This is a genomic window from Enterobacter cloacae complex sp. 2024EL-00214 (genome assembly GCF_043945575.1).
Classification (GTDB): Bacteria; Pseudomonadota; Gammaproteobacteria; order Enterobacterales; family Enterobacteriaceae; genus Enterobacter; species Enterobacter cloacae_P.
Window position 1 is genome coordinate 1 of record NZ_JBIMRC010000009.1, and the last position, 17841, is coordinate 17841.

General features: G+C 50.3%; 15 protein-coding genes and 2 pseudogenes. 3 read left to right on the plus strand and 14 right to left on the minus strand.

The window, feature by feature from the left end; genetic code table 11:
* A pseudogene (locus ACHHZ6_RS11795) lies at nt 1-132 on the plus strand (IS6 family transposase); the annotation flags it as partial.
* Nucleotides 133-180: 48 nt separating this feature from the next.
* Here ACHHZ6_RS11795 and arsA read toward each other — a convergent pair.
* From arsA to pcoA, 10 genes and pseudogenes are all read right to left on the minus strand, one after another.
* A pseudogene (gene arsA / locus ACHHZ6_RS11800) lies at nt 181-1779 on the minus strand (arsenite efflux transporter ATPase subunit ArsA); the annotation flags it as partial.
* Nucleotides 1780-1796: 17 nt separating this feature from the next.
* Nucleotides 1797-2159 (minus strand): arsenite efflux transporter metallochaperone ArsD, encoded by a 363-nt coding sequence (gene arsD, locus ACHHZ6_RS11805; RefSeq protein ID WP_395122257.1) that lies wholly within the window; start codon nt 2157-2159, stop codon nt 1797-1799.
* A 47-nt stretch (nt 2160-2206) separates the two neighbouring features.
* Nucleotides 2207-2560, minus strand: coding sequence for an As(III)-sensing metalloregulatory transcriptional repressor ArsR (arsR, locus tag ACHHZ6_RS11810; RefSeq protein ID WP_008786784.1), 354 nt, complete (start codon nt 2558-2560; stop codon nt 2207-2209).
* A 254-nt stretch (nt 2561-2814) separates the two neighbouring features.
* Entirely contained in the window at nt 2815-3249 is a 435-nt protein-coding gene (locus ACHHZ6_RS11815) for a hypothetical protein (RefSeq protein ID WP_008786783.1), read from the minus strand.
* Nucleotides 3250-3455: 206 nt separating this feature from the next.
* On the minus strand, nt 3456-4856 hold the full coding sequence (gene pcoS, locus ACHHZ6_RS11820; protein ID WP_008786782.1) for a copper resistance membrane spanning protein PcoS: 1401 nt from the start codon (nt 4854-4856) through the stop codon (nt 3456-3458).
* Complete coding sequence (pcoR, locus tag ACHHZ6_RS11825; protein WP_008786781.1) at nt 4853-5533, minus strand: copper response regulator transcription factor PcoR; 681 nt, start codon at nt 5531-5533, stop codon at nt 4853-4855. The genes pcoS and pcoR overlap by 4 nt, the downstream gene beginning before the upstream one ends.
* 40 nt (nt 5534-5573) lie before the next feature.
* A complete protein-coding gene (pcoD, locus tag ACHHZ6_RS11830; RefSeq protein ID WP_230586310.1) occupies nt 5574-6452 on the minus strand; it encodes a copper resistance inner membrane protein PcoD in 879 nt (292 codons plus the stop codon).
* 55 nt (nt 6453-6507) lie between these two features.
* Nucleotides 6508-6888, minus strand: a complete 381-nt coding sequence (gene pcoC, locus ACHHZ6_RS11835; RefSeq protein ID WP_032951225.1) for a copper resistance system metallochaperone PcoC — start codon at nt 6886-6888, stop codon at nt 6508-6510.
* A gap of 39 nt (nt 6889-6927) precedes the next feature.
* The gene (gene pcoB / locus ACHHZ6_RS11840; protein ID WP_074147394.1) at nt 6928-7818 is read right to left on the minus strand and encodes a copper resistance outer membrane transporter PcoB; all 891 of its coding nucleotides are present in this window, start codon (nt 7816-7818) and stop codon (nt 6928-6930) included.
* Nucleotides 7819-7823: 5 nt separating this feature from the next.
* Complete coding sequence (gene pcoA, locus ACHHZ6_RS11845; protein ID WP_008786777.1) at nt 7824-9641, minus strand: multicopper oxidase PcoA; 1818 nt, start codon at nt 9639-9641, stop codon at nt 7824-7826.
* Nucleotides 9642-9868: 227 nt separating this feature from the next.
* On the opposite strand from pcoA, the gene ACHHZ6_RS11850 reads away from it, so the two are divergent.
* Nucleotides 9869-10318 carry a hypothetical protein gene (locus ACHHZ6_RS11850; protein ID WP_008786776.1) on the plus strand — a complete coding sequence of 150 codons (450 nt, stop codon included), beginning with the start codon at nt 9869-9871 and terminating at the stop codon, nt 10316-10318.
* A gap of 268 nt (nt 10319-10586) precedes the next feature.
* Nucleotides 10587-11324 (plus strand): peptidoglycan DD-metalloendopeptidase family protein, encoded by a 738-nt coding sequence (locus ACHHZ6_RS11855; protein WP_032951218.1) that lies wholly within the window; start codon nt 10587-10589, stop codon nt 11322-11324.
* Between the two features lie 33 nt (nt 11325-11357).
* On the opposite strand, the gene ACHHZ6_RS11860 is transcribed toward ACHHZ6_RS11855, so the two are convergent.
* From ACHHZ6_RS11860 to silA, 4 genes are all read right to left on the minus strand, one after another.
* Entirely contained in the window at nt 11358-11555 is a 198-nt protein-coding gene (locus ACHHZ6_RS11860; protein ID WP_000843494.1) for a DUF2933 domain-containing protein, read from the minus strand.
* Between the two features lie 40 nt (nt 11556-11595).
* Nucleotides 11596-14067 (minus strand): Ag(+)-translocating P-type ATPase SilP, encoded by a 2472-nt coding sequence (gene silP, locus ACHHZ6_RS11865; protein WP_143188264.1) that lies wholly within the window; start codon nt 14065-14067, stop codon nt 11596-11598.
* A 97-nt stretch (nt 14068-14164) separates the two neighbouring features.
* Complete coding sequence (locus tag ACHHZ6_RS11870; RefSeq protein WP_002436620.1) at nt 14165-14605, minus strand: DUF411 domain-containing protein; 441 nt, start codon at nt 14603-14605, stop codon at nt 14165-14167.
* An 86-nt stretch (nt 14606-14691) separates the two neighbouring features.
* Nucleotides 14692-17838, minus strand: coding sequence for a Cu(+)/Ag(+) efflux RND transporter permease subunit SilA (silA, locus tag ACHHZ6_RS11875; RefSeq protein ID WP_000574021.1), 3147 nt, complete (start codon nt 17836-17838; stop codon nt 14692-14694).
* Between the last annotated feature and the right edge of the window lie 3 nt (nt 17839-17841).

The following is a 17841-nucleotide window of genomic DNA, read 5'->3' on the forward strand; positions in this document are numbered from 1 at the left end:
ATGAAGACGGCTTACGCCACCATCAAAGGTATTGAGGTGATGCGTGCACTACGCAAAGGCCAGGCCTCAGCATTTTATTATGGTGATCCCCTGGGCGAAATGCGCCTGGTAAGCAGAGTTTTTGAAATGTAAGGCCTTTGAATAAGACAAAAGGCTGCCTCATCGCTAACTTTGCAACAGTGCCATCGAAAGGCTGTTATTGATAATCCAGCCCCAGGGATGAATCCCCGCACGTTCAAGATCGGACTGCAGGTTTGCCGCTTCCAGTACAGGTGTGGTTTCAGGCAGAGTGACCAGCAAGACTTTGGTACGTTCCGGGTCCTGAAGCTGCATCATCGGAGTGGTAAAATGACCTTTATCCTCCATCTTCCTGGCAATCTCACGGTGATAAGCCCCGGTCGCATCAAGCAGTAATAGCGTATGCCCGGTCGGTGCCGTATCCATGACCACAAACCGTTTGCCTGCTTCACGGATGACGCGTGAGAACGCCTGGAACACCGCAATCTCTTCTGTGCAAGGAGAACGTAAATCCTCTTCGAGCAGCCGCTTCCCGGCCTCATCCAGATCCCTGCCTTTCGTCTCAAGAACATGCTGACGATAGCGTTCAGTTTCATCGTGAGGGTTGATTCGGCCGACCTGCAGATTTTTAAGGCTGCCATTGAGCGTTGTACTGAGATGTGCAGCAGGATCTGAGGTGGTGAGATGCACATCAAAACCCTTATCCGCCAGACTGACGGCGATAGCCGCAGCCATTGTGGTTTTACCCACACCACCTTTGCCCATCAGCATAATCAAACCGTGTTCACTGCGGGCGATATCATCAACCAGGACAGACAACGACATATTCTCTGGCTTGTTCTGTGTGCTTTGTTCAGGAAGCGATGTTATCTCAGCGTGTTCGTTGAGCAGGCCTTTCAATGCGGACACACCAACCATGTTCAGCGGCTGAAGGTATAAGTTGTCTGTCGGCAAATCAGATAATCTGGCAGGAAGATTTGCCAGCGCCTCTTGCTCCCGTTGCCATATTGCAGCGGCCAGTGCATCACGTTCTGTTTCGCTCGCAGGCAGGACACCGTTAATGACTAAATACTGATTTTTAAGGCCAATAGCTGATAATTCGCCATGAGTACGAGCGACTTCCTGCAGTGTTGATTTTTGCAATCGCGCGACCAGCACAAGGCGAGTTCGTTCAGGATCGGATAATGCCTCAACCGCATGAGCATATTGCTCACGCTGCTTTTCCAGCCCCGCCATCGGCCCAAGACAGGAAGCACCATCTGGGTTACTTTCGATGAAGCTGCTCCAGGCTCCGGGAAGCTGAAGAAGGCGAATAGTGTGGCCCGTTGGGGCAGTATCAAAAATGATGTGATCGAAGCGGGTCAGCAGAGAAGCGTCGGTCAGTAAGCCAGTAAACTCGTCGAACGCAGCAATCTCTGTCGTACAAGCTCCTGAAAGCTGTTCACTGATGCTGTTAACAACGTCATCAGGCAAAAGACCTTTAATAGGGTCAACGATTCTGGCGCGGTATTGCTGGGCGGCATCCTGCGGGTCAATCTCCAGAGCCGAAAGACCAGACACAGCAGTCACGGGCTGGATAGTTTTCCCGATAGTCTGATCGAATACCTGACCAACGTTAGAAGCCGGATCGGTACTGACAAGCAGGACGCGCTTGCCCTGTTCTGCCAGGCGTATAGCTGTAGCGCAGGAAATTGAGGTTTTACCTACTCCTCCTTTGCCAGTGAAAAACAGGTAAGGCGGGATATTCTGTAAAAAATGCATATGTTCTCCTGACATACTCAACAACAGGAAGTGTTACCACCACAGCAGCTTGTCGGAGCCACGCCCACTTTCTCCAGCGGAATACCTAACCAGCGAGCCAGTTCAGCACGTTTGGGATAACGCCCTGCTATCACCGTTTCGCCATCCAGCAACAGCAGCGGAAGCCCTTCGGCTCCAGAAGCTTCAAGGAATGCTTTCGCTTTAGCGTTCTCAACGAAGCTCATCGGCTGTTGCGCCAGGTTGTAACGTTCGATCTGAACCCCACGCCCTTTCAGCCATTGCACATCAGCAGAAAAATCGACCAGAACCTGATCAACATCTGAACCACAAACGCCGGTACTGCAGCACATCGCCGGATCAAACACGGTTAACGTTTTCATCTTTGATACCTCACATTCGTAAAATCATATATGTTCAGGCAAATTTTTTAGATACAAACAGCCTTACCGCTTCCAGAGCAGTTGGCTGATGCCAGCTTACGGGCGATGGTCTGCACGTCGTCCTGTTGGCTTAACCAGGCCTGCTCAATCACCTGAGCGGCCCAGGAAGGAATATGTGGGGATAAGCGGTAGTGAACCCACTTGCCCTGTTTGCGATCCAGCAACAGTCCACATTCCCGAAGCATCGCCAGATGGCGGGAGATCTTGGGTTGTGACTGTTCCAGTGCCGTGCAGAGATCGCACACGCATAGCTCTCCCATCTCTCTGAGCAGCAGTACGATACCCAGACGGGTCTCATCAGATAGGATTTTGAAAAGTTGTAGGGATGAAATTTGTGTCATTATACTCTCCTGCTTTGAATGGCGAGTTTCGCGCTTCTGAGGCTAAAAGTCAAAAAACACATATGTTTTTTCGTATCTATATGGGAGGGCTATTTCATGTAAGGATAGAAAACATGCTCTGTGGAGTGGGGGACAAATAGTCGTTGTTGGCTTCACGGCTACATTGTAGTGAAGCATAAAAAAAACGCTCCCGGGCAGGAGCGTAAGCCAGTGAATTTGGCGTCAAATGAGGGTCTTACAAGTGGAGCTGCGGGTTAATTCTGGGTGATCTGACTGCGATGCTTTTCAGCCTGCTGCTGGTGAACAACGGAAGACTGACCATTATTCGCCTTCTCATGCACTACTGCGGCCTTCTCATGCTCGCTCATTTCAGAAAATGACTTTGCTGTTTCGTTGGTAGCCCCTGGTTTAGCATTCATCATTTTTTTATGCATTTCAGCCATGTCCTGGTGAGCGGCAGAATTACTGTTTTGCATCATTTCATGGGACATTGCTGCCTTATCGTGGTCATTCATATCCATCATTTTCATGCTCTCTCCCTCAACTGTGCTTTTAACAGTTGAAGACTGCATCTGATGGGCCGGTGCCTGGGCATTATTTACCTGGTCATGCATGTTCATTGTCTCTGAAGCCATGGCAGATGAAGCGACAGCCATCATGGCAATAAAGGATACAAGAATCTTTTTCATGGTTGGGTCTCCGGTGTTTTCATACCCGAACAATCAATGCTAAAGCATTTGATTACAGGGCTGGTTAATCATCACTCCAGGAACCGGGCGATTGGGTTATCACGCTGGTCCTGATTTATGACTGATTATAAAAAACCGCCTCTGTTTATCGCGTGACTGAATGATGACAATTTTGTCACCTTTCAGGTTTCTCCTGAATAACGGGATTAATCCATTAACAGGCGCACTTTGAACACAATTTCCCGCCCCTGCTGTTCTGCTGACAGCTCGCCGCCGTGAGCATGAATGATCGACCTTGTAATTGATAATCCCAGCCCCGCGCCTTCCGTGTTGTGGACCCTTGATGAGTCTGCGCGATAGAACCGGTCAAACAAACGTTCAAGATTAGCGGGAACCGGGCCAGACATCGTATTGGTAATCATCACGTTCACACAGTCACTGTCACGCTCAAGGCGTATCGCTGTACAGGTGTTATCGGGAGAATACTTGATAGCATTGGAGAGCAGGTTACTGAAAGCACGTCGCAGCATATCGCTGTCTCCGGCAACAACGCCCTCTCCTTCAACCGTGATTGTCTTTCCTGTTTCGTCTGCCAGGGGCTCGAATAACTCACGTAATTCATTCAGTTCGGCGGCCAGATCCACATCATGTTTCTCCAGCTGCAGCAGACCATGCTCTGAACGTGCCAGAAAAAGCATGTCACTGGTCATTCGTGACAACCTTTTCAGTTCTTCCAGGTTAGCGAATAAAATTTCGCGGTAATGCGAAACCTCCCTTTCCTTAGCCAGTGCAAACTGCGTCTGCATCATCAGATTACTGACCGGTGTGCGCAATTCATGCGCGATGTCAGACGAGAAATCTGACAGTTTCCGGAATGACCCCTCCAGGCGATCGAACATGTTATTGAACTCCTGCATGGTCTCAGAGATTTCCGGCGGAGCCAGATCGGGATTAAGACGCTGATCCAGGCTATGCACCGTCATGGAGGAAGCCAGGCTGGTCATTTCCCGTAACGGTTTCAGACCAATACGTGTGGTCAGCCAGCCCAGAAAAATTGAAATAAAGACCAGACCTATATTGAACCAGAACAGCCAGGTGCTGAGTTTGTCCATAAACAGGGTGTGATACCCTGTATCCGTGGCAACCGTAATGATGAAATGTTTGCTTTTACCCTGTTCCGGAGTCACTGCAACCCGACGTGAGATGCTGCGGTAAACAGTATTATTTTCTTCAGTCTGGATCATATAGTCGAGAATATCACCTGACTTATTTAACAGGATCTCAGGGACCGCAGAATTTTTAGCATACAGCTCCACGATTTTTTCATTTTCCATGTTTTTTATAGATATGAATAATCCACTGTGCCCTATCATCGCATCATTTATTTTTTCTGATAATGATTTAATATCAGTTTTATTTTGGAACGTTTCTGCTTTCAGAAACTCTTCAGTAAGCTGAAGTTTACCTGTCAGAAAATCCCGATCCTGATTATCGAAATAGCCATTAAGGGTGCTAATCAGTAAAAAACTTGATAACCACCATACAGTCAGCATAACTGCAGAAAAAATCAGACTCAGGCGCGTGGTCAGGGAAATTTTGAATCTCACTCTTCTCTGATCTCCAGAATATATCCGGCACCGCGCACGGTATGGATCAGTTTTGGCTCATAGTCATCGTCAATTTTGCTTCTGAGCCGTCTCACGGCAACATCTATCACATTCGTATCACTGTCAAAATTTATATTCCAGACCAGTGACGAGATAAGACTTCTGGGTAACACTTCTCCGGTGCGTTGCAGCAGCAGTTCAAGCAGAACGTATTCTTTGCCGGTGAGATGGATCTTTTTACCTGAGCGTGTCACTGTCCGCCGCACCATATCGACGGTCATGTCAGCTATGGTGCAAACCGTGGCAGTCTGTGAACGGGCCCGGCGCAATAAGGTTCTTACCCGTGCAACCAGCTCTGTAAAATCGAAGGGCTTGATAAGATAGTCATCTGCGCCAAGCTCCAGCCCTTTCACTTTGTCCCGTACGTTGTCCTTTGCGGTTAAAAACAGGACCGGTTCTTCGTGCCCGGACTCCCTCAGTGCGCTGATGATTTGCCACCCGTCGAGGAAAGGCAGCATCACGTCCAGTATTATCAAATCATACTGTCCTTTCGACGCGGCCCCGAGACCATCGCGGCCATTATCAAAGAGATCGGCCTGATAGCCCTCCTCAACCAGTCCCTGCTGCAGGTAACTACCTGTTTTATGTTCGTCTTCAACGATTAAAATACGCTGCATGGTTAACTCGATGATATGATGGTAAAAATATTACGGATCACTAGCTTGCCTGAGACGGAGCAAGCGTTCCTAGCCAAGATACAGCCCCCAGAATGGCGACCGCAACGAAGAATTCTGTCAGGATGCTGTTTCGCATCATGGCAACGCTGCGAACATAATTCCCTTCCCTGACCATAACTTCAAGGCGGGGGCCAAGGTGAAACCGGTTTGCTGCAGCCAGCAGAAGCATCAGAACAAACAGAGCCGTTTTAGCAAGCAATATGCCCCCCCAGGCACTGTTGAACAAGGGGGTTAAGTTACCTTCAGCAATATACAGATAGTTGACCAGCGCACTCAGGATCAGAGCCACAACAATCACCGTTCCTGCGGTTGCAAATTTTGCCAGAGAGTCAGATATCACACTGACGCTCTGTGCATTATGCGCGTTTCTGCGCATCAGCAGGATAGCAAATGCAACCAGAGCACCTGTCCAGGCACCTGCAGCGCCGAGATGAGTTAGATCGCCCAGTAAATGGAGGTAGTAATGCAGACCGTCATGCATGACGGCGTGTCCTCCCCAGGCAAGTGTAGCCAGCGCCACGCCCCCACTCATCGTCATTAGCAGGCAGGACAATACTCTCTTATTAGTGTAAAGGAACAAAGCACCGAGTGTGGTAAACAGGGCACAGAGCCTGACAATCCAGCTAATACCTACATCAGTTTCTTCTATAACCATCTCGATAATATGGATGGATAATTCTCTGAGATCAGTTACTCCGCTCATGGCATTAGATACCAGGAGCATATTAATGCCAGTAAGAATGATGCCTGCAACAACAGCAAAGGTTATAAACGACCTGAAATTAGTCAGGTTATACGCTTCATGTCTTACACCGCTTATTCCATATATCTGAAAAAATGGCAATCCAAATATTACCATCAAATCAAGATAAAGAAGAAAACGAATAACAATCATAATCAGTTCGTTCATGATATTACTTCACTGTGAAAGTGTAATTACCGGTAATCGGGTGCGTATCTGAAGAAACCGCGCGCCAGTCAACACGATAAGTGCCAGCGGGTAAAGGTTCTCGCGGAATAATGACCATCGATTTAGGGTCAGCGCCTGGTGCCACTTTTGCCGCGACTGGCATCGGAGAATGTGATGACATGCCTTTCATACCCGTCATCGTTAATTTTGCACCTGAGAATTTCACGGTCAGATTTTCCGTGAAATTTAGCTGAATCTTTTCCGGGGCCGCTACAGCTGAATCAGCCTGTGGAACCGAGCTTTTTAATTCCGGATGGGCCATAGCAGAAAAAGCGACGCCCAGAACCAGGCCACCTGTAAGAGTGGCTTTATGTAAAATCGACATATTATTTACCTGTTTAGTTGAGTGTTTTAAGTCAATGCATTAAAACCAGATTCTGGCTCCCGCCAGGAATACTACCTGATGGTCTTTCTCACCCTCTCTTTTCGCCATATCGGATGTTTTCCCGTAAAGCTGATTCCAGGAGACGCCTACATAGGGTGCAAACTCGCGGCGTATTTCATAGCGCAACCGGAGCCCCAGCTCTGTGTCAGCTAATCCCCTGCCGCGCCCCCGCGATTCATCATCCTGACTGTAGAAATTCACCTCATAGGATGGCTGGAGTATGAGCCGGTTAGTAAGTAAAACGTCGTATTCTCCTCCCAGACGCAGAGCGGCTTTTCCACCATTACTGACAAAACCCGTAATTTCAGACTCAAAATTATAGAGCGCAAGTCCCTGAAAACCGACAGCAGCCCAGGTCTGGGCTGACTCAGGTCTGAATTCCTGCCTGACACCCGCAACCAAATCCCACCATGGGCCAACCGCATGTCCCCAGAGTAACTGGGCTTCTGCCGTCTCTGTTTTTCCCCCGCTTCGTTCACCTTCGCTCTTTAGCCAAAGCCGGTCTGTGTCGCCTCCGATCCAGCTGTTAACGCTCCAGCTGAAATTGTTGCTGTTATCCGACCGTTGCCATTCAAGCTGATCCAGCAGAACCAGATAATTAATTGCACTGTCGTGAATTGCATGCCCCTGTAAATTGCCGAATGCAGCCTTTCGGTCGGCATTGGTAACTGGCGGAATTGGCGTTCTGCTCTCTGTCACAACGGGCTCCATGGACGTCATCTCAGTGAAGTTCTCATCCGCTGACATCTGCATAGCTGACATGTCGTGCCCGGCGTGGGGGTCTGCAGACACTGAGCCCGCTGCGATCGAAACCTGTGAGGTAAACAAACCGGCGAACAAAACCGGTATGGCCTTAAAATTTCTCTTCATTCGCATCATTCCTCCACCCGAACTTCACGAAACATTCCCATTTCCATGTGATAGAGCAAATGGCAGTGATATGCCCAGCGGCCAAGCGCATCTGCTGTCACTCTGTAACTGCGTTTGGTACCAGGAGGAACATCTATTGTATGTTTACGCACCATGAAATTACCGTTTTCATCTTCCAGATCGCTCCACATACCATGCAGGTGAATGGGGTGAGTCATCATGGTATCGTTGACCAGCGTGATTCTGAGTCGCTCACCGTATTTCAGCAGCACAGGTGCGGCATCGGAAAACTTAATGCCATTAAATGACCAGGCAAACTTTTCCATGTGCCCGGTTAAATGCAGTTCTATCGTTCGTCCGGGTTCACGTCCGTCAGGATCCTCAAAGCGGCTTTTCAAATCCGCGTACGTGAGAACCTTTCTTCCGTTATTTCGAAGACCAATACCCGGATCGTTTAATTTCGGAGAGACGCTCATCGCCTGCATATCAACCAGCGGGTTATCCGTTTCTGACGCAGGATGACTTTGCATTCCCGGCATTCCGGCCATCTGGGAATGATCCATACCGGCCATGTTGCTGTGGTCCACTGGCGCGGAGGATGTCCCGCTTTCCGGCAGGTCAGCGCCATCCATAGACATCATCTGTCCGCTGTTATCCATGCCTCCCATCTGGCTGTGATCCATTCCTGCCATATCATGTCCCATTCCTCCCATACCCATATCTTCCATGGTCAGAAGAGGACGAGGATCGAGAGCGGGAACGGCAGCACTTAACCCCTCTCTTGTGGCCAGAGTCCCGCGAGCGTAACCGGTTCTGTCCATGGATTGTGCGAAGATGGTATAGGCCTCACCCTGCGGCTCCACGATGACATCATAGGTTTCGGCAACTGCAATCCTGAATTCGTCAACGGTGACCGGATTGACATACTGACCATCTGCAGCCACAACCGACATTTTGAGCCCGGGAATGCGGATATCGAAATAGGTCATTGCCGAGCCGTTGATAAACCGTAAGCGTATTTTTTCACCCGGACGGAACAGTCCGGTCCAGTTTTTCAGCGGGGCCTGTCCGTTCATGAGATAGGTGTAGGTGTAACCGCTGACATCCGCGAGGTCAGTTGGATTCATTTTCATTTCAGCCCACATTTTCCGATCGGCAATGGTGGCTGACAGCCCCCTGGTATTCACATCACGGAAAAAAGAGCCAACGGTTGGTTTATTGAAATTGTAGTAATCCGACTGTTTTTTTAATTTTTTCAGCAGATGCTGAGGATTTTCATCGGTCCAGTCAGACAACATGATCACATGCTCACGATCGTAAGCAAAAGGTTCAGGCTCCTGGGCATCGATAATAATGGCACCGTATACCCCTTCCTGTTCCTGAAGACCGGAATGGCTGTGGTACCAGTAAGTCCCGTTCTGCTTAACCTTGAAGGTGTAGACGTAGGTGTCATCAGGCTCGATGCCCATAAAACTCAGTCCCGGTACACCATCCATATTGGCCGGAAGAATAATGCCGTGCCAGTGAATGGATGTCTGCTCATTGAGCCGGTTTTTGACCTTCAGGGTAATAGTTTCACCTTCTTTCCAGCGAAGGACGGGCCCCGGCAGGCCGCCATTGATGGTTTTGGCCTGGCGCTGACTGCCGGTGATATTGACGGTCGTTTCACCAATGGTCAGGTCAAACTGAGTACCCTCCAGGGATGCTGCAGGTGGCAGGCTCAGACTGGAACGTGCATTGAAGCTCCATACGCCAAGACTTCCGGCTACACCAGAGAGGGTCAACCCCTTCAGGAAAGTTCGTCGAGACGTTTTGAGTTGCATGGCGATCCCTTAATTAAAATATGGTTAATGGCAGAGATAGAGAACCGATTTGAATTAGATTCATTCTCCTGCAATGAAATGAAGCTAGCACACCTTACAAAACAAATTCATTACAATTGTGTAATGTAACTGGCTATATTACATTTATGTCATCTTTCCCACGTGTCTGTTATTTTTATATATGATTATGTGAGCCTCTTTTTATTTGTCAGGAAAGGTATTTTATTATGAAAACATTAATTGCTGTCACTGCGTTAACCTCTTTATTATCCGGGGCGGTTTTTGCCCAGTCCAGTAACATTGCGCACGACGCACATCGTTTCGTCAATAATGCCTCTGCAATTTCCCATGTGAACGCGGCTACGCATGAACAGAATACTGATGAAAAAAATAAAGATATAGCGACTCCGTTTTCTGAAATGAATGAACATGAAAGAGCTATTATTGCTCATTCATTTATGAATAATAGCGCTTCTTATCCACATCAAAAAATGATTGAGGAACATAAAAAAATGCTGAACGAAAGTGAAGCAAACACAAAAAACTTATCCTTTAGCGAACTGAATGCCGGTGAGAAAGCTGCACTTATACATGAGAGTGTCAATAATGCAGGTGCCGAAGCTCATCAAATACAGGCAAAAAAACTTCGAGAATTGTATGAAAGCGGCAAGCAGTAAGCGACTTCTGCTCCCCCCTGGGATGAGGTGACGATTTTACTGGCAGGTCACTATGCGGGGTTACGGCATAGTGACCTGCATAATTAACGCTACTCATCACTATCGGGCCTGTCATACAGTTCCCAGAGCTTCAGGAGCAAACGGGAAACAAGATATGTTACAAAAATGATGACCATCAACGGTGCTCCCGATTAACTGACAGATGACACGCCTCCAGAAAACCCCTAGCATACGCCGCAGTGTTCATGCTAACGGCGAATTCCAGTAAATGTATTCTACCGATGTCGTAAAAGAAAATGCCTACCTTTCAGCCACCCGCTCGGGCCTGGAATCGAACGAGATCGCTACCCTTCAGCGCTCTTTGCCTTCCCGGTTTAATCTTCGGCATTTGAAAAAAAATGAATCATTAAAACTCGTACTGCAAAAGAAAGCGGGAAAATCACGTGTCGTAGCCTATAAATTTACGTCCGGTTCATTTAATTACACGGCGTATCGTATATCAGACAAAAAGTTCTATAACCTTTCCGATACTTCCGGGAAAGGCAGTCTCGATTATCCGTTACCGACCACAGCAAGACTAAGTTCGCCTTTCAATCCTGCAAGACTTAACCCGGTATCGGGAAAAGTGAGTCCCCATAATGGCATTGATTATTCCATGCCCATGAACACGAAAATAGTTAGCGTCATCGACGGAAAAATCACCCGGGCCGAATACAACAGTACTATGGGATATTTTGTTGAAGTAACGGGAAAAGCCGGTGTTAAAACTCGCTATCTCCACCTCAATAAAATACTCGTTACTAAAGGGGCCAGGGTTACCCGGGGAGGCGCTATTGCGTTATCCGGTAACAGCGGACGTTCATCCGGTCCTCATCTACATTACGAGCTGGTCATCAATAACAATCCTGTTAACTCGCTGGCGTTCCGGGCAGCGGTACCCGCTGATAACAAACTCGAACAGCATGCCTTTGCGCATGCCAGAGACTACGAACGATACCTGGACTGATAACGGGACCGCGACGCGGCCCCGTCTGCCGGATTAATTTTTTTTATCGTTTTCACTTCCGTGATGTTGATGATCTCCATGCCCTCCGTGTCCGTGGAAAAGATGCATTAGCGGGCAGACCAGCAATAACAGATATGGCCAGTAACCTGCCACATGTGACCAGTGTTCGCGCAGGAGGGCAAATGCCGCGATCGCGGCGACTGCAATAAGAGCATAAGTTGTACTTTTCATTCCGGACTCCTTCTGTTCGTAACTGGCTCTTCATTCAGGGTTATTTCCCGAGCCTGACCCTTTTCAGACGCAACGCATTTACAATGACGCTGACGGAGGAAAGAGCCATGGCCGCCGCCGCAATAACTGGCGACAGCAGTATTCCATATACCGGGTAAAGCAGACCAGCAGCCACGGGCACGCCAAGTGCGTTGTAGATAAATGCAAAAAACAGATTCTGCCGGATATTTGTCATGGTGATTTCTGACAGATGACGTGCTCTGTTCAGTATCATCAAATCGCCTTTGAGAAGGGTAACGCCGGCACTTTCTATTGCCACATCTGTACCCGTTCCCATGGCTATACCCACGTCAGCCGCCGCCAACGCCGGGGCATCATTCACACCGTCTCCGGCCATCGCAACCACATGACCAGACTCTTTCAGTCGGGTTATCACTGCTTTTTTGCCATCAGGCAGAATCCCGGCTTCAACCTCATCTATTCCCAGTTTCCGTGCGACTGCTTCAGCAGTAAGCTGGTTATCCCCGGTGAGCATAACAATGCGGATCCCCGCCTGACGTAACGCTTTTAGCGCATCCGGCGTAGTTGCTTTCACGGGATCCGAGATAGCTATCAGGCCTGCAAGGTGCCCGTCTGTAGCCACATAGATAACGGTAGCGCCTTCCATCCGCAACGTATCTGCAACGGCCTTTTGATTATCAATAACGATCCTGTTTTCCTGCATAACCAGCTCATTACCGATAACAACCCGTTGACCTTCAACATCGCCTGAGACACCTTTACCCGACGGGGCATTGAAATTAGTGACTGCGGGTATCGCGATCCCCTTTTCCTGTGCTGCTTTAACTACTGCCATACCCAGCGGATGCTGCGAGCCTTTTTCCACTGCGGCCGTTACACGTAAAAGAGATGTTTCACCACCCGGACTGAGACTGATAATCCCTGTCACCGTCGGCGCACCTTCCGTGAGCGTGCCTGTTTTATCGACAACCAGCGTGTCCACTTTTTCAAGGCGCTCCAGCGCTTCGGCATTCTTGATTAACACCCCGGCCTGGGCTCCTTTGCCTACCCCCACCATTATCGACATCGGCGTGGCCAGCCCAAGCGCACAGGGACAGGCAATAATCAGGACCGATACAGCAGCAATCAGACCGTGCGCTACCTTGGGCTCGGGCCCCCAGACAGACCAGATCACGAAAGCAACAACCGCGATAAGTATCACCAGAGGAACAAACCAGCCTGAGACGCTGTCAGCCATTCTCTGGATGGGGGCACGCGAACGCTGTGCATCAGCGACCATCTGAACAATTCGTGAGAGCATCGTTTCATCACCGACTTTCTCTGCACGGATGATAAGACTACCTGTCTGATTAATGGTCCCGCCGATGACAGGGTCACCCTCCGTTTTGGTAACCGGCATTGACTCCCCGGTTACCATCGATTCATCAATGGCCGTTTTGCCTTTGATCACGATACCGTCGACCGGAACACTCTCTCCAGGCCTGATGCGGAGCTTATCGCCAGGCAGGACATCTTCAGCATTAATGTCCGTTTCATGACCATCATCATCCAGTCGTCTGGCGGTTTTGGGAGCAAGGTTCAGAAGTGCGGTAATGGCGCCCGACGTTTGTTCCCTTGCGCGTAATTCAAGGACCTGTCCCAGCAGAACAAGCACCGTGATAACAGCGGCGGCTTCAAAATAAACGGCCACCAGGCCATCCATGTTTCTGAACGATGCAGGAAACCAGGAAGGGAAGACGGTTGCAATGACGCTGTACACCCAGGCTACACCGGTCCCCATTGCAACGAGAGTAAACATATTCAGGGAGCGGTTACGCAACGACATTCCGGCCCGGGCGAAGAATGGCCAGCCACACCACAACACGACAGGAGAGGCCAGAAGTAACTGCAGCCACGTGTTGTACTGTGGCGGTACTGTATTCCTCAAAGCGGGAAACAGATGAGAACCCATTTCGAGTATCAGAACCGGAAACGCCAGCAACAACCCCAGCCAGAAGCGTCTTGTCATGTCGCGAAGTTCATCACTCGTCCCCGTGGATGCCGTAGCTACGAGCGGCTCCAGTGCCATTCCACAGACAGGACAGCTTCCGGGACCACTACGGCGTATCTCCGGATGCATCGGACATGTCCACACACCTTCAGAAATCTCTTTCTCCGCCTGGCGGTGAGACTGTTTTATCTTATCAGGGCTGACTTCATGGTGGTCGTGGTGATGGTGATGTTCACTGGCATCTTCGGTAAAATAATGATCGGGATGGGCTTTAAATTTGCTCTCACAGCTGGCGGAGCAGAAATAAAGCTGATGGTCCTGGTATCGAATGCTGCTGTGCGCCTTGTCAGGCAGGATGACCATCCCGCACACGGGATCTCTCACCTTATGCAATGCGTGACTCTCGTCCGGGGATGATGTCTGCTCAGAAGCAGTCTGGTTGTTATGTTCCACTGCATTGTCATTTTTCACAGTAACTCTCCTTATGCATATCTGAAGCATTTTCTGTCTTCAGGATATGTCATGGATGCGATTACCACGAATGCCGCCGGCATAAGAGTGCCTGCTGCCGGCGTCCCGTTATCAGCCGTTCCGCTGACTATTCGATTCGCTGGAAGACTTTTTTACTGCCCTCCGGTGAGAATGCGATAACATCGTAAGCCTCTTTTCGGGCCCCCATCTCCATTCCCGGACTTCCTGCTGGCATACCGGGGGTGGCGAGACCGTATATACCCGAACCAGACTGCATGGCCTTATGTATCGTTGCCGCAGGCACATGGCCTTCAATGATCAAATTACCTACAACCGCGGTATGACAACTTCGTAGTCCAGCAGGAACAGCATGCTTTTCTTTCAGGGCTGACAGCGCCTGATCATTCATGACGTGAGTTCGCACTTCGAACCCGTCTTTTTCCATCGCTTTGCCCCACAGGGAACAACAGCCACAGTTTTCAGATTTGTACATATCAATGACTTTTTCACTCGCCATTGCAGGCAGTGACAGGCCGAGAGCCAGGGCCATTAGAACCACTTTTTTCATACTCACCTCTGTATATTATCGATATAAACCCTGACGTCAGGGTGAATCAGTGCAGAAGGACGCCCACTGGGGGCGCCCTTTCAGGGTTATGACACGCTTTTTTTATGTCTGCGCAGCCAGATTAATTTGTAGGCGGCAGGAATAATGAACAGGGACAGCAGCGGAGCCGTGATCATCCCACCAATCATTGGCGCAGCAATACGGCTCATGACTTCTGAACCTGCGCCGGTTCCCCAGAGTATTGGCAGCAGACCCGCAATGATCACCGCCACGGTCATGGCTTTCGGCCGGACACGCAGTACGGCACCATGATAGAGGGCTTCATCAAGACCTTCCGGTGTGAACGTCTCTTTACGGGACAATTCCGGGTGCGCTTCAATGGCATGACGCAGATACATCAGCATGACCACGCCAAACTCTGCTGCCACCCCGGCCAGGGCGATAAACCCGGTTCCGGTCGCCACTGACATATGGAAGCCCTGCCAGTACAGGAACCATATTCCGCCAACCAGGGCGAACGGCAGGCTCATCAGGATCAGCAGGGCTTCGTCAACCCGGCGGAATGCCAGATACAACAGGATGAAAATGATCATCACCGTCATCGGCACCATCAGCTTCAGTTTCTTGTTGGCATGCTCAAGCAGTTCAAACTGTCCGGAGAATGCCACACTGGTTCCCGGTCTCAGTTTCACTTTCTCGCTGATGGCCGTCTTAATGTCGTTAACCACCGACACCATGTCCCTGCCGCGGGCATCAACATAAATCCAGCTGGCTGGCCGGGCATTTTCGGTTTTCAGCATGGTTGGTCCAGAAACGACGTTAATATCCGCGACATCGCCCAGCGTGATCTGCTGCTTCATCGGGGTCAGGATCGGCATCTGTTTCAGCGCCTGCGGACTGTTCCGGTAATCCTGCGGGTAGCGAATGTTAATAGGGTACCGGGCCACCCCTTCAACCGTCTCACCCACCATAGCACCTCCGATTGCTGAAGAGACGAACAGCTGGACATCACCTACCGTCATCCCGTAGCGGGAGGCTTTCTCCCGGTTGATATCGATATCGATGTAGCGCCCGCCCTCAAGTCGCTCAGCCAGGACAGACACCACGCCAGGCACGGTTTTGGCTACCGCCTCGATACTCTGCGCCGTCGCGTCGATATCGGACAGAACAGTCCCGGACACTTTGATACCTATCGGGCTTTTGATCCCGGTTGAGAGCATATCAATACGGTTACGGATAGGCGGCACCCAGAGGTTTGCCAGACCCGGTAAACGGACTGTCCTGTCGAGTTCATCAATAATCTTGTCAATTGTCATGCCGGGACGCCACTGATCCTCAGGTTTGAGCTGGATCGTGGTTTCCACCATTTCGAGCGGCGCGGAATCCGTTGCGGTCTCTGCTTTACCGGTCTTGCCAAATACAGAAGCCACTTCAGGAACGCTTTTGATTAACTTGTCTGTTGTCTGCAGGAGCGCTGCAGCTTCTGCCGGAGAGACGCCAGGCAAGGTCGACGGCATATACAGCAGATCGCCCTCGTTAATCTTCGGCAGAAATTCACCGCCCACCTGACTCAGTGGCCAGATAACCGTGAAAATGGACAAGGCCGCAACCAGCAGGGTTGTTTTTGGCCAGTGGAGGACCCGCAGCAGCAAAGGATGATACGCTTTGATCAGCACCCGGTTCAGGGGGTTACTTGTCTCGGCAGGAATTTTCCCCCGGATCCAGAATCCCATCAGAATAGGAATGACGATGATGGCCAGTGCGGCCGCTCCCGCCATGGAGTACGTTTTCGTGAATGCCAGCGGGCCAAACAGACGACCTTCCTGCCCTTCCAGGGTAAAGATAGGAATAAAGGACAGGGTGATGATCAGCAGGCTAATGAACAACGCGGGTCCCACTTCCACGGAGGCGTCGGTAATCACCTTCCAGCGGGTGGCGTTGTCAATCTGCTCACCCGGATGCTGATGATCCCACTCCTCAAGCCGTTTGTGCGCATTTTCAATCATCACAATGGCGGCATCCACCATCGCACCGACGGCAATCGCTATCCCTCCCAGCGACATGATATTGGCGTTCAGTCCCTGGAAGTGCATGACGATAAAGGCGATACACAGGCCAAGCGGCAGAGAGATAATCGCCACCAGGGCAGAACGTACGTGCCACAGGAACAGAGCACAGACGATGGCCACCACGATAAACTCTTCCAGAAGTTTGGAACTGAGGTTATCAATCGCCCGGTCGATTAACTGGCTGCGATCGTAGGTGGTCACGATTTCAACGCCTTCCGGCAGGCTGGCCTTCAGCGTCTCCAGTTTATCCCTCACTGCCGTGATAACGTCGCGCGCATTTTTACCCGACCGCAGGATCACCACGCCGCCAGCGACTTCTCCCTGGCCGTTCAGCTCGGCAATACCACGCCTCATTTCGGGCCCGGTCTGCACGCGGGCAACATCCCGCAGATAAACCGGCACGCCGTTCTCACCTGTTTTCAGGACGATGTTATTAAAATCATCAATGCTCTGAAGATAACCGCTGGCACGGACCATATACTCCGCTTCGGCCATTTCAACGGATGAGCCACCGGCCTCCTGGTTAGACGATTCAAGTGCCTGTTTCACTTCGGGCAGGCTGATACCGTACTGGGACAGTTTTACCGGATTGACCTGAATCTGGTACTGTTTCACCACGCCGCCAACCGAAGCGACCTCAGCCACGTTCGGGATGGTTTTCAGCTCAAATTTCAGGAACCAGTCCTGCAGAGAGCGCAGTTCTGAAAGGTCGTGTTTTCCGTTGCGATCGACAAGGGCATATTCAAAAATCCAGCCCACACCCGTGGCATCAGGACCGATTTCAGAACTCACACCGGCAGGCAGTTTTCCCTGAACCTGATTCAGATATTCCAGCACGCGGGAACGGGCCCAGTACAGATCGGTGCCGTCTTCAAAAATGACATACACATACGAATCCCCGAACTGTGAAAAACCACGCACGGTTTTTGCGCCAGGTACGGACAGCATGGTGGTGGTAAGTGGATAGGTGACCTGGTTTTCTACAATCTGCGGGGCCTGGCCGGGATAGCTGGTTTTGATAATGACCTGCACATCTGACAGGTCAGGCAAGGCATCGACCGGCGTGTTAATAATCGTCCATGTACCCCAGATGCTGAGAAACAGGGCCCCCATCATGACCAGGAAACGGTTGGCGACAGAGCGCCGGATAATCCATTCAATCATCGT

Bases quoted from the DNA above. Each gene is read 5' to 3' on its own strand.
- arsD (WP_395122257.1), bottom strand. From the start codon at position 2,159: ATGAAAACGTTAACCGTGTTTGATCCGGCGATGTGCTGCAGTACCGGC.
- arsR (WP_008786784.1), bottom strand. From the start codon at position 2,560: ATGACACAAATTTCATCCCTACAACTTTTCAAAATCCTATCTGATGAG.
- ACHHZ6_RS11815 (WP_008786783.1), bottom strand. From the start codon at position 3,249: ATGAAAAAGATTCTTGTATCCTTTATTGCCATGATGGCTGTCGCTTCA.
- pcoR (WP_008786781.1), bottom strand. From the start codon at position 5,533: ATGCAGCGTATTTTAATCGTTGAAGACGAACATAAAACAGGTAGTTAC.
- pcoD (WP_230586310.1), bottom strand. From the start codon at position 6,452: ATGGTAATATTTGGATTGCCATTTTTTCAGATATATGGAATAAGCGGT.
- pcoC (WP_032951225.1), bottom strand. From the start codon at position 6,888: ATGTCGATTTTACATAAAGCCACTCTTACAGGTGGCCTGGTTCTGGGC.
- pcoB (WP_074147394.1), bottom strand. From the start codon at position 7,818: ATGAAGAGAAATTTTAAGGCCATACCGGTTTTGTTCGCCGGTTTGTTT.
- pcoA (WP_008786777.1), bottom strand. From the start codon at position 9,641: ATGCAACTCAAAACGTCTCGACGAACTTTCCTGAAGGGGTTGACCCTC.
- ACHHZ6_RS11850 (WP_008786776.1), top strand. From the start codon at position 9,869: ATGAAAACATTAATTGCTGTCACTGCGTTAACCTCTTTATTATCCGGG.
- ACHHZ6_RS11855 (WP_032951218.1), top strand. From the start codon at position 10,587: ATGTATTCTACCGATGTCGTAAAAGAAAATGCCTACCTTTCAGCCACC.
- ACHHZ6_RS11860 (WP_000843494.1), bottom strand. From the start codon at position 11,555: ATGAAAAGTACAACTTATGCTCTTATTGCAGTCGCCGCGATCGCGGCA.
- silP (WP_143188264.1), bottom strand. From the start codon at position 14,067: ATGCTTCAGATATGCATAAGGAGAGTTACTGTGAAAAATGACAATGCA.
- ACHHZ6_RS11870 (WP_002436620.1), bottom strand. From the start codon at position 14,605: ATGAAAAAAGTGGTTCTAATGGCCCTGGCTCTCGGCCTGTCACTGCCT.
- silA (WP_000574021.1), bottom strand. From the start codon at position 17,838: ATGATTGAATGGATTATCCGGCGCTCTGTCGCCAACCGTTTCCTGGTC.